This is a genomic window from Pseudoalteromonas phenolica, assembly GCF_005876835.1.
Classification (GTDB): Bacteria; Pseudomonadota; Gammaproteobacteria; order Enterobacterales; family Alteromonadaceae; genus Pseudoalteromonas; species Pseudoalteromonas phenolica_B.
This window is the reverse complement of the sequence record NZ_PPSW01000008.1, coordinates 23,878-35,724: the sequence shown is the minus strand read 5'-3', so window position 1 is coordinate 35,724 and position 11,847 is coordinate 23,878. Positions and strand designations below refer to the sequence as shown.

General features: G+C 41.9%; 8 protein-coding genes. 1 reads left to right on the top strand and 7 read right to left on the bottom strand.

Annotated elements, in window-relative coordinates:
- Positions 1 to 36: 36 nt before the first annotated feature.
- The 3 genes from C1E24_RS06005 to C1E24_RS05995 all read right to left on the bottom strand — a co-directional run bounded on the left by C1E24_RS06005 (position 37) and on the right by C1E24_RS05995 (position 4,155).
- On the bottom strand, positions 37 to 1,287 hold the full coding sequence (locus C1E24_RS06005) for an EAL and HDOD domain-containing protein (RefSeq protein WP_138479699.1): 1,251 nt from the start codon (positions 1,285 to 1,287) through the stop codon (positions 37 to 39).
- A gap of 421 nt (positions 1,288 to 1,708) precedes the next feature.
- The gene (locus C1E24_RS06000; protein WP_138479697.1) at positions 1,709 to 3,454 is read right to left on the bottom strand and encodes a sensor histidine kinase; all 1,746 of its coding nucleotides are present in this window, start codon (positions 3,452 to 3,454) and stop codon (positions 1,709 to 1,711) included.
- Positions 3,454 to 4,155 carry a response regulator transcription factor gene (locus C1E24_RS05995; protein WP_130254570.1) on the bottom strand — a complete coding sequence of 234 codons (702 nt, stop codon included), beginning with the start codon at positions 4,153 to 4,155 and terminating at the stop codon, positions 3,454 to 3,456. Before C1E24_RS05995 ends, C1E24_RS06000 begins: the two co-directional genes overlap by 1 nt.
- Positions 4,156 to 4,317: 162 nt before the next feature.
- Between C1E24_RS05995 and C1E24_RS05990 the strand changes: the two genes are divergently transcribed.
- A complete protein-coding gene (locus C1E24_RS05990; RefSeq protein ID WP_138479695.1) occupies positions 4,318 to 6,441 on the top strand; it encodes a TonB-dependent receptor plug domain-containing protein in 2,124 nt (707 codons plus the stop codon).
- A 116-nt stretch (positions 6,442 to 6,557) separates the two neighbouring features.
- On the opposite strand, the gene C1E24_RS05985 is transcribed toward C1E24_RS05990, so the two are convergent.
- The 4 genes from C1E24_RS05985 to C1E24_RS05970 form a co-directional block, all read right to left on the bottom strand.
- Positions 6,558 to 8,243 (bottom strand): hemolysin D, encoded by a 1,686-nt coding sequence (locus tag C1E24_RS05985; RefSeq protein WP_138479693.1) that lies wholly within the window; start codon positions 8,241 to 8,243, stop codon positions 6,558 to 6,560.
- 356 nt (positions 8,244 to 8,599) lie between these two features.
- Positions 8,600 to 9,571 carry an LNS2 domain-containing protein gene (locus C1E24_RS05980; protein WP_138479691.1) on the bottom strand — a complete coding sequence of 324 codons (972 nt, stop codon included), beginning with the start codon at positions 9,569 to 9,571 and terminating at the stop codon, positions 8,600 to 8,602.
- A gap of 153 nt (positions 9,572 to 9,724) precedes the next feature.
- On the bottom strand, positions 9,725 to 11,203 hold the full coding sequence (locus tag C1E24_RS05975) for a cytochrome P450 (protein WP_138479689.1): 1,479 nt from the start codon (positions 11,201 to 11,203) through the stop codon (positions 9,725 to 9,727).
- 3 nt (positions 11,204 to 11,206) lie between these two features.
- Positions 11,207 to 11,836 carry a chorismate--pyruvate lyase family protein gene (locus C1E24_RS05970; RefSeq protein ID WP_138479687.1) on the bottom strand — a complete coding sequence of 210 codons (630 nt, stop codon included), beginning with the start codon at positions 11,834 to 11,836 and terminating at the stop codon, positions 11,207 to 11,209.
- Positions 11,837 to 11,847 lie beyond the last annotated feature (11 nt).

The following is an 11,847-nucleotide window of genomic DNA, read 5'->3' as shown; positions in this document are numbered from 1 at the left end:
ATATGCAGCCTTTTTAATAAGAATTTGATTAGGAAATCATACTTTTTGAACTGACACCACAGCGAAAATATCATCAGCATATTCGCGGCTTTGTGCAACTAAATCATAAATATTGCTAATGGGTGTTGCTGGTCTTACGGCTGCTAATACAGCTTCAGCTTCTTGCCAGTTATTTTGCTCTACGGCAATCGCTACTTTTAATGCCCCACCAAGTAAACCCTTGTAATTAAGCAGTGCACCACTTAAATTACTATCGAGTGAGAATTCAGAAATGATGGTGCTTAGCTCCATATCAAGCACAGCGCCTAAAATCGACATAAGTCCGATCAGATACCCCTGCTCTGCCATTTCTTCACCGCCGGGCGCTAGAAACAATGCCATAAAGCGAGCACGCATTAAACCATATTTGGTCAATTCAGCTGGCTTATCAACCCCCAGCTCACTGAGTGCTAAAACCCGAACAAATTGCCTTAGGGCATCTTCACCCAGGTAAACAACCGCCTGAGAAATCGTCTTCATCTCTAACTTTTCTATACCTGAGCGAGCATTCACCAACTTCAACACCCTAGCCGTTAGGCTCAAGTCTTTAGAGATTTTCTTCTCAATATCTTTAAAACATAGATTCGGCTGTGCCGTTGATTTTAATAAATCAAACACCACCAGCTTAGAAGGCTCAACATTACCGTGCGTCAACATTTCTGGCTTAGCAAAAAAGTAGCCCTGAAAATAATCGACACCGGTACTTTTCAAATATTCAAATTCTTCGTAGGTTTCAATTCGCTCAACCACAATTTTCATTTTTGGATATAAACGCTTTAACTTCTTAACCATCATAGTGGTTTTAAGAATTGGCTGTTCAAGCTCCAATTTAATGTAAGACATATGAGGCAAAAGCGGCTCCCATCGAGCGTCGGCATCATAATCGTCCAGCGCAAAGCGGTAATGCTGTTTTCGCAGCAGTTTCACTGTTTCAAGCAACTGCTGAATATTCTGCGAACGCTCAACAATTTCAAGCACTAAGTTGTCAGGTTTTAATAGCCGTGGGATCTCTTGCAATAACGAGGTATCAGAAAGGTTAATAAACGCACAATGATTGGCAACCAGTTTTTCTTTGCCAACCAAAATAAGTGAATTAAAAAACATTCGCCCAGTAGCCTGCTCGTCACTTACCCCGACAGGGAAAGCATTATTTTGCGAATCTCGATAAAGCAATTCATAAGCAAATATTTGCTTTGTCGAATCTAAAATGGCCTGCCTAGCAATGTACTGAGTCGCGGGTTTTGTCATAGATAGTGTAAACCTGATAATTTAATTCTAGCTCTAAAACTCTGAGAATTAATTAGAAATTCTGTCGCATTTTTTAAGGTTACGCCAGCACCAGAAGATGAGCAAACAAAAATACCTTTATTAGGATCATAATAATTTATTCCAATCCCTTTTACCTAATAAATTTTGACCGTTTTAAAAACGGATTTCATGTCTTAATGCCAAAAGGCGACCTGTACTAACTCTAAAACAGCAACTTACGTAAATATGTTTTAAGTTGATCAATTTATTCTTTTTCTTAGGCTTCATACACAGAGCAAAAAGCCCTCATAAGAGGGCGTGTTTTAGTTTACTCTGCTGCAATAAAGTTCATAACCTAATTAGTCGTTATAACGAAATATACAAATTTACCAGCGAATTGTGCCAAAGCAATCAGGCAAGCCTAGCTGTCAGCTATTTTAAACTTAAATCGAATATTCAACGCCAGGCCCGGCGACATACGCTCTACACTCACTTCACCTTGCTGGGCATTGATCAGTTCTTTAACCAAAGCCAAACCAATTCCCGTGCCTTGGGTAGCCCGTGTTAATTCATTGCCGCCACGATAAAACAACTCAAACAGCTTTTCTTGCTGCTCTTCACTAATACCAAAACCATAATCACGTATTTGCAACTGAATAGACTCTGGTTGCTGCTTAGAATAATGAAAATTGAAATCGATTTTTTGTCTCTCAACATCATTGATCTTGGCTTGATCAAAAAACTTCACTGCGTTATCGGTGATGTTGATCACCACCTGTGCAAAGGCATCCATGTCAACCCATAGCAATGCACTGTCTGGATGCTCAAAAGGCTGGTTAATATTGAGAGCAAAGTCGTTTTTCACCAATAACGACGAGACTTTTGATTGGATAACGTCATTCAATATGCTCAATTTTACCCAGTTCGGCTCAACATTATGTGCAGGCTGACTAAGCTTTGAGAGCTGCAAAATATTATCAATGAGGCGAGACAACCGCTCACTCTCGCTAAATATGAACTCATAGTAATCGCTGCGATGTTGCTCAGATAGAATTTGCCCAGACTTTAGCATTTCTGAATACATGCGAATGGATGTGAGTGGGGTTTTTAATTCATGACTCACCGACGAGACAAAATTCAAACGTTGCTCGGCTAACTTTAACTGACGTTTGCCCAAAGCATAAAAACCATAGCAACCAAGTGCAATAGTTAGCAATAAGACCCCCATTAACCCTAAGCCATACAAAGCAAGGCTACTGGTACCAAATGCTTTCGTTGAAAATGAAATACAATAAGATGGAAACGGCCAGTGCAATTTGCTTTCTTTCAGGTGAACTTGCATCAACTTTGCCGGTAACGACGCTTGTAGCTGTACGTCCATATCCCCATTTTTTAGCATCTTAGAAACAATAAACGCATCCTCGGCATGACCTTTCTTGTCACTAATAGTCAATCCGAGAAATGCATTGGGACGCTTATTGGTCATGACTTCCATGATAAGCCCGAGTAAATAGCGCTGCTTATCTAAAACATAGCCCTGCATTTTTACTTCATCGCTGACTGTCACCACGCGATAAAAAATAAAGTAATCTGCGACATCTTCAATCACTTCATATTTTTCGGGTTGTACGATAAAGCCATTATTAATCAAAGTTTTTATCTGCCCTGAACGCATCACCACATCATATAAACCGCGCGCCATTTTGAGGCTGTCTTTCTGCGCTTCTTTTTCCGAGAAAACATCATCCGCTTCAATCACATCTGGCCACATAGGGCTATTAAAACGCCCTTGTGCATCTATCTGAAAGAACCCCACTAAACCTTCATAACGCTGAAAACTTTCTGGATCAGCAAGCGGAGATACTTGTCGTGTGACCTTTTTGGTTTCTGGATTGTAAGCATATTGGTAGTAATCGAACTCTGTGGGAGAAACCGAGTTAGTGATAATCGCCTGTTTAAATAGACGTTTATTAATGATGTCGCTGAGCTTGGTCGCATGTTTCTGATATTTAGCAATTTGCTCTTGCTCGAACTGCTGAAACACAAACACACACACTAAAGACACAGGAATAAACAGCAGCAAGAAAAAGCTCAGCGTGAAAATTCTTAGCCTTTTTAAACGCTGTTGATAATTGAGCAAAGGTGAAGGTTTTAAGAATGCTTTCATCAAGAAGCCTGCCCGAATAATTGATACCCTTCGCCACGCAGGGTCACTAGGTATTTTGGCGCTTTAGGATCAGGTTCAATTTTCTTGCGTAACTTGGCAATATGAATATCAACCGTTCGGGTATCTATGTGGTCGGTTGACTTATACCCCCACACTTCTCTTAACAGCTCACAGCGAGAAACTGGTGCTTTTTGCTGGCTCAGATAGTTTAAGATCTCCACTTCCCGGCGGGTATAGCGCACCGTTTGATTAAATGACTGGCCTGTTAAACTCTGGGTGCAGATCTCCACTTGATCGCAAATGGTTAGTTTACTGTCTTCGGGGCTCCACCCTGAACGACGTACCAAGGCTTTAACCCTTAATACCAGCTCAGACGTCGAAAATGGTTTAGCCAAATAATCATCAGCCCCCAAAGTCAGACCATTGATGATATCTTCTTCACTGTTTTTAGCAGTCAGCATCAAAATCGCTTGGCTTTGCGAGTGTTGGCGTAGCGCATTACAGATCTCAAAACCATTCATACTCGGCAGCATCACATCTAAAATCACACAGTGATAATGGCCTTGCAACGCAGCTTCTAACCCTTGCTTGCCATCCATTTCACTGTCGACCTCAAAACCATGGAAAATAAATAAGTCAGTCAAGCCGCGTAAAATACTGGCTTCGTCTTCCACGATTAACAATTTAGGTTTGATGCTCATAGTTTGATACTCCTTTTTACACACGCGTTACCCTACCCCAGACCTTACATTTTCTTAAGTAAACTTTTGTAAAAAAATCCTACTCAGAGTTTTACTTTTTGTGCCTATTTTACCTTTTCCCGCTTTCTTAATATGAGCTCAAACGCCATTGAGGGAAATATCATGAAACGCCTTTTCACATCTCGTCTTTTAAAATTAAGTGCGGTTGCAACTGCATTGACTTTGTTTTTTAACAGCCAAGCAAGCTGTGCCAATGATGATGTAAGCAACAATACAGCCGCTAACATTGATACTTACGACGAGAGTTTCTTCACGCCATTTTCACCACAAAACCTGCGCGATATCTTAGAAAAAATTCCAGGAGCCAATAACCTGCTGTTGGCCATGAATAATAACAATGAAACCCGAGGCTTTGGCTCGTCAGGCGAGCAAATCTTAATTAATCGACAACGCGTATCGGGTAAAGGTAACAGCATTAAAAGTGAATTAGACAATATTCAGGCTAAAGATGTTGACTATATTGAGCTGATCAGAGGGTCGGTATCGGGTCTTGATGTGCAAAGTAATGGTTTAATCATCAATGTCATGCTTAAAGATGACATCAGCACCGCGGTACTATGGAATATAGGGGTTACGAAAACAGACTCTATGCAAGGTAAAACATTAGGCTCTTTAGTACTAAGTGGGGGTGAAGGCGATTTAACCTATCGCTTTGGTTTTGAAAGAAAGCTCTACCCTACAAAAATAAAAATCAATGAGCTGTTTAGCTCTGCTGACAATGAGCCGACAAAACACTACAAGCGCGTGCGTAAAAATTGGTTCCGCGAAGACATATTCAGCAATAAGCTAAGTTACAAGCACTCCAACAACACCTCTATGACGCTGAACAGCATGTATAAAAAAATCTATCTGGATAGCGACTTTGGCTCGACCTACATTCAACTTGCAGATAACACCACAACGGCGGATAACCTGACATTTGATTGGGGCCTAAGAGAATGGGAAATTGGCGGAGATATCAGTCATAAAATTAACGACAAAAACAGCTTAAAGCTACTATTTATCGAAAACCGCAGTAAAGCCAACGATCAACTTTGGCAAACCATTATCAATGACGATGACAGCACTACGGCGGGATATCAACTCCCTCGACTTTACAGAGAATCAGAAAGCGTCGTTAGAGGCAGTTGGAAATACACACTCAACCAGCAGCATAGCTTCGATTCTGGCGTTGAGTTAGCTATTAATAAACTCGATGAGAACCTTCAATTTATTGACAACCAAGATGATGTTTATCATTCGACTGAACTTAATGACATCAAAGAAACCCGCTATGAAGGCTTTAGTCACTATAACTATTCAATATCACAAGCAACGAACTTACAGGCCTCTTTGGTTTACGAGTATTCAAAACTGGATGTCGCTACTGATTTTAGCTTGCAAACCGATACCTTTGAGCAAGCAAATAGTGGCTCAACCCGTTCATTTAATTACTTAAAACCACGTATTAACTTGCGCCATGATTTAAGTGACGCCATTCAATTACGTACCAATTTAGAGCGAACGGTGAGCCAATTAAGATTAAATGATTTTGTGCCTCGCTTTAACCGAGAAGAACAGCGATTAGAAGAAACCAACCCTAACTTACGCCCAGAAGTCAGAGACGAGCTCTCTGTAAGTTTTGAGCGACAATGGCAAGCAACCTCAGGTAGTCTGACTCTGACGCCGTATTACCATAAGATCACCGATCTCATTGTTGAGATCCCACTAGTGAGCTATTCAGGTGAAGGTAATGTTGATAACGCGAAAGAATATGGTGTGAAACTTGAAACTGATTTTGGCCTCGACCCTATTGGCCTAAAAAATACTATGGTCAGTGCCAGCTACACTTGGCGAGACAGTAATATGCGTGACCCATTTACAGGTCAAGACAACAAAATAGCGAGACTTAGCGATAACGAATGGCAAGTTAAAATCAACCAAACCAATCTATTTAACAAAGTAGATTGGAGCATGACACTCTTTGATAAAAGCGCTTCACCATTTACACGATACGACTACACCAGCACACTGGATGATAAACTCAAAGTCAGAATGGAGTTAGATTATAAGTTATCATCTGACTTGAAGTTAACGCTTAAAGGTGACCGTTTGCTAAGCCGTAAAACCAGAAACCTCAGAACTCGACACACCGGCTTATTTACTGAAAATGGCATTTCACAGTACGAAGATCGTCGTTTTGAACGATCACCACGTTTTACATTACTACTAAGCGGTCAGTTCTAACGGTCCCTTTCGTCTCAAAGAAGGCACGCTGTTAACTTCGTGCCTTTTGAAACCTACTAGGTATCTTTTATCTTTTATCTTTTATCTTTTATCTTTAAAAAAAGAAGAGAGTAAAGTTATTCTAAAATCCACTTTGAGTGCTGTTTATCTGCACTGCCTGTCGAAGTTAATTGTGGACGATGCTTATCTTGGTTATACCAAAAATACTGCTGCCAATAGGTATTTTTAATATTCCATACGCCCCCTTGATAAACAAACTCGTACTCCGCTTGTTTTGGCGAGTTCCATAATTTGCCATACCCTGATGAAGACCCACTATAACTAAAAAACAATGCAGGTGCTTGGCGACTTCGTAAATAGTAACGCCCCTCACTTGCTGGTACTTTTAACCACTCTACAGGGTTATTCAGTGCTGTGGTTAAGCGCTCATTATTATTTAAAGCAGATACCGACAGCGCCTTACCATCTACAGCAGACTTGATCACAACCGCTTCGCCACTGTCAGCTTGCTGCTTAGTAGGTTGCCAGTCGTTTGGTGGTGTTTGCCAAGTAAGTGACTTCCAGCGCCAGTTATATGGCATTCCCATATAATCATCGTACAGATCTGCGTATCCGGGTTCTGCTTCAATGTTATATAAGCACTGACGACGTTCAGCATCTAATTGCGCAACACGCTCAGTTTGATTGGTTGTGCCTACATTTAATTCACCCATACAGGCCTCAAGTGTTTTGCCTGTTCCAGTTTCACCCGGAGCGAGTACATAGGTATGGTCTCTATGCTGTTGATTGTCATACCATGCAAGCATAGCTTGTTCATCAAACGACAACCAATTGTCTACCAAGGTTTGCGCTTCTTGCCTTGCATAGGCTTCACGTGCACTTTTGTCTACAGCCATTGTACGAATAAATGCCGCCCATAAGTCTTTACTTGCCTCTAATGCCACCAGCGCAACGGGCTTCATATTACTTGCAGAATAAGAATCCCAACCAGAGTCAAGGCGGGTATTTTCTTGCCAGATCACGTCGCCACTGCTGAAGTCGAGTACATCTTTGGTGTCATGTGTGTGCTGCTCAGCACCTTCTGAGCATAAATAGGCTTTTACTTGCCATACTTTTTCGTAGTTATCCGCTGGTAAACGTACTGTATGCTCAGGGCTAAATGAGTCTTGGAATAAATGTACAGCTCGACCAAACAAGAAATAGTTATGATCCACTTCGGTTTTAGCTGAATAGCCTCCGCCATCCCATACTTGAATACGTTTTTGCTCAGCCATTGCGGCATTAACAAAGTGTTCAATAAAGCGCTTTTGACCGCGGTAAGCGGCATCTACACCACCTTGACCACCTATGTCATCATAACGGCGCATAAAGTGATCTTGTTGAAGATCGGCAGGCTCTTGCGAAATCGCACTAAAGCAGTTTGGTCCAGTCGGATCCGTACTGGCATTCGCCACATTAAACCCAGCAATGTCCACCCAACGCTCGCCCACAATGGCTGCATAGATATCGTCATACTTAGGCTGGTAACTCGAATTGTTATTACTTTTGGCTTGTATGCGCTGTACTTCATCATACGCCGCAGTTAAGTCAGTGCGCTTCGCCAACCCTTGCTGCCAGTGATATCGAGGATCGTTAGGATCAGTTTGAATGATGTGCTCTTGGTCTAGTAACTCCAGTGCCGCGGTACGTGTGAGCCATTCGTGACCCATTGGCATGATGCCACCGCCACCTAATTGCGTAAATGCACTTGCTGACGTCGCACCTAGCAGTGCAAGACCAATACTCAGTTTTTTGATATTCATAATTTTCCTTATAAAACAGGCTTAATAAGCTTTTTATACCAACCCTCTTAATTAAGCGTTCTATTTTGAGGCAAGAAAAACTTGTCGGTAACGAGGCGAAAATTTTGCTATTTAGTTGTTCTAAATAAGAAATTTTCAACGAAGTTAGCGTCAGTTTTAGTCCCTAAAAATGATTGAGTATTCTTGAGGATTGGTATTACAGCTCATTTCCTTAAGCCAATAAAAAATCACGCGCATAGTAGAGCTAAAACTTTAAAGTTACAACCATGTTAATAAAAGTTTAAAGGGAATAAGTGGAGTTTTTGATAACAGCCCTAAGCGATTGGGGAGCTCAGGGCTAGGAAAAAGTAACTTGGTTACTGGCAATTCGCGTTCGGGAAGTTACTGACGTGAGTCGCAATATGATCGGCGTAACTGTTATTTAAAATCGGCGTTGTGCCGTAATGACCCGCATCTTTACCTATGGTAAAGCTTTGAGAGGCACTCAACCCAGATTTGATAAATGCTTCGGCATCCGTTTTTGCATTGCCATAAGCACGCACAATTTTAATGCCGTTCGCTTCCAACTGATTAATCTGCTCTGTTTTGTACTCTGCTGTACGGAACAAGCTGGTTTCATTGCTCAGCGATGTGCGCAGATAACCTTGAGGCAAACCCATCCAAGATAACCATTTGCGCGTACCTTTGGCATACCAATAAACTCGCGCTGTCAGATAAATAGGCTGATAACCTAAATCCAAATAGCTACGTGCTAAGGTGTAAGCCTCGTCCTTTGCGTCGGCAAAATCTATCCCTGTGTAATCACCAATTTGCTCGGCGTCAGACTCTGTTAATGTGCCGTCAATATCGAATAATACCGCTTCTGTATTTGGCTCTACGACCATTAAGAAACCTTCTGTGCCTGTGCCATCAGCTGGAACGCCCGCGTAAATACGGTATTGGCCTGCAGACATGCCTGGTAAAGATAAAGTCGCTTTGCCATCGCTGTTTGTGGTCGCTGTCGATACATATTGCCACTGTGCATCATTCTGACCACGAATATAAAACTTCACTGTTTCAAACTCTAAGTCTTTATGCGCCACACTGCCGTAATCAAACTTAGCTGTTACTGTAGCAGGCTTGCCCACAGCAACAATTTCATCGTGGATCATATGAAAGCTTGGTAACCAAGTAATAAAACGATTTGACCAGTTTTTATATTTGCCGGTTTCAAAGCTGGGCGCTTCAAAGCGCTGCTCCATCAAATGTGGTTGCGGGCACTGTGGTAGTGCAAAAGCCGAGGTTGCGCTCAGCAGTAGCGGGGCAAAAAGCCATTTATTATTGTTCATATTCTTTCCTTAAGTAAAAACATCAATTACTTAGAATAGAATAAAAACTCAAGGTTACAAAAATGTTAAATATAAAATAAAAACTTAATCCATATAAACAAGGCCGCGTACTTTTCAAGTACACGGCCTTTTATGTGTGCGTATGAAAATGAATTAGGTGTTGCGCGATTTAGCCACTATTTCGACTTCTTCAGGCACTAAGAACACCCCTGAAATCGCTTTAAGATTGGCTTGCTTCCCTTCAGGTAGACTAAATTCAAACTTATGCGCTAACTGAGCAAACAAGGTATGAATGATGTACTTACCAAAATGTTCACCCAAACAGCGGCGCTGACCTAAACCAAATGGGAAAGCTTTACCCAGTTGTTTTTTGCTCAACTCGCCATCTTCATCTAAAAAGCGCTCAGGCATAAATTCATGCGGGTTTTCCCACAACGTTTCATCACGGGTAATACTGTAATTGTTGATCACCAATGGCGTGCCTTCGGTAAGAAAATAACCGTCTAATAGCGTATCTTTGCTGGTTGCATAGTTGGCCGCTGGCATAGATGTAATTGAACAATGACGTAATACCTCACTGATAAACGCCTGTGTATAAGGCAGATCCGCTTTGTGCTTATTCAATGGCACCGCGTTTTTACCCACCACTTCATCGAGTTCTTTTTGTACACGCTGCTGCTGTTTTGGAAAAGCGGCCAAGTATAACAACGCCCAGCGCATCGCAAATGCACCAACACCGCCACCAGCTCCCGCGACTTGAGTCAGTGAACCGATGACAATTTCTTTTTCATCAATGTTTAAGGCAGCTTTCGTTTGCTCATCAACACTGTCATTTGCAGCAAACAAATAATCACATAAATCACGATACTCGCCCGGTTTATAATCGGCTTTACGACGCTCAACATTGAATGATACGTATTGATCAAGGGCGTTCAAGTTACCGCTAAACTTTTCAATCGCATCACCATACTGAGCGTAATATTTCTCTTGCAGCTCAGTAGGCATCAACTCGTAACGCGTGCTGTTAATAAAGCCATTTGGTAACCAACTTAAGCTTTTCTCGTCAAACAGGCCTTTTTCAAACTCACCAAAGCGATCATCAAACATGACCTTATGTAAAAAGCTAGCAAGCTTAATTGACACTTCGCGATTCGGGTCAAATGGCTTGCCCTCATCGGCTTGCCATACCGCTGCGATATCCTCAATTTCAGTGGTCATCCATTGCTCAATGTTATCCCAGCGCGTAGCAAAATATTCGCGCATGGCATAGGCAAATACTTTACGGTGCACCTGCCAAGGCTCGCCAGCTTCTAACTCTAAAAAGTGCTTTTGTGGTGCCACTTGCAGAATTTTATAGTCGGCTCGTACATTAAACACATCATTCTGTGTGACCAATGCTTCTTTGATGTATTGATAGCCGTTTAATACCACCAAATTGCCCTTGGCTGTTTCAACCGAGTAGATATCTCCGTACTTCTTTGATAGGGACTCGATAATTAGGTGGTATTCCTCACCCCAAAAAAACAGCTGCCCGTCTTCGCTGTAAAATGGGATGTGAGGAATACTCGGAGTCAGTTTATTAATGTCTAAATTGATTTGTGGTTGCGCCACGACGCTGTCTGTATTTTTCATTGCTCAAATTCCGCTGACTAAAGTTGGCGTTGCAGTGGTCGCTGCACTCGCTGTGAATTGCTCTGATTGCAGATACCAAACGAAAGGAAACTTTTCGGTGATCCGGAAGATCTTTTTGCCCTGAGAGAACACCAAATAGGTGCGATACAACACCAGATCATGGCTTGAAATCGCAAAGTGAGGTGCTAGCTCATTGGCATATTCAAATCCCCATGACAGCAAGGTTTTATAGGTTTCAACCTGAAACTTTTCCCAAGCTTTGCCGATGGGGATCTGAGAATGAGTCAGGGCACGAGAAAAATTCACGTTCATGTTACCGTGATAAACCAAGGAGTCGGCGTATAGGTAAGGCAAGCCTGAGGTCTCGCCTTGCAATAAAATAACCCGCCTTTGGCAATGTGTTTCAGCTTGTTGTTCACTCGAAGTTGTGGCGATCGTGTCGCTATCAACATCGGCTTCAAACAGTTTATTCACCACCAACTTTTCATCGACAATACTTTCGATTAATTGGGTTACTGTGCCATCTGTGCCTAAGATAATTTTTTGCAAATGGCTTAAACGACTTAAGTTAAAGCGATGTGGCTGCAACGTATCATCTAAATTACACAAGCACTCATCGGTTAGTCGGATCATAACGTTTTCCC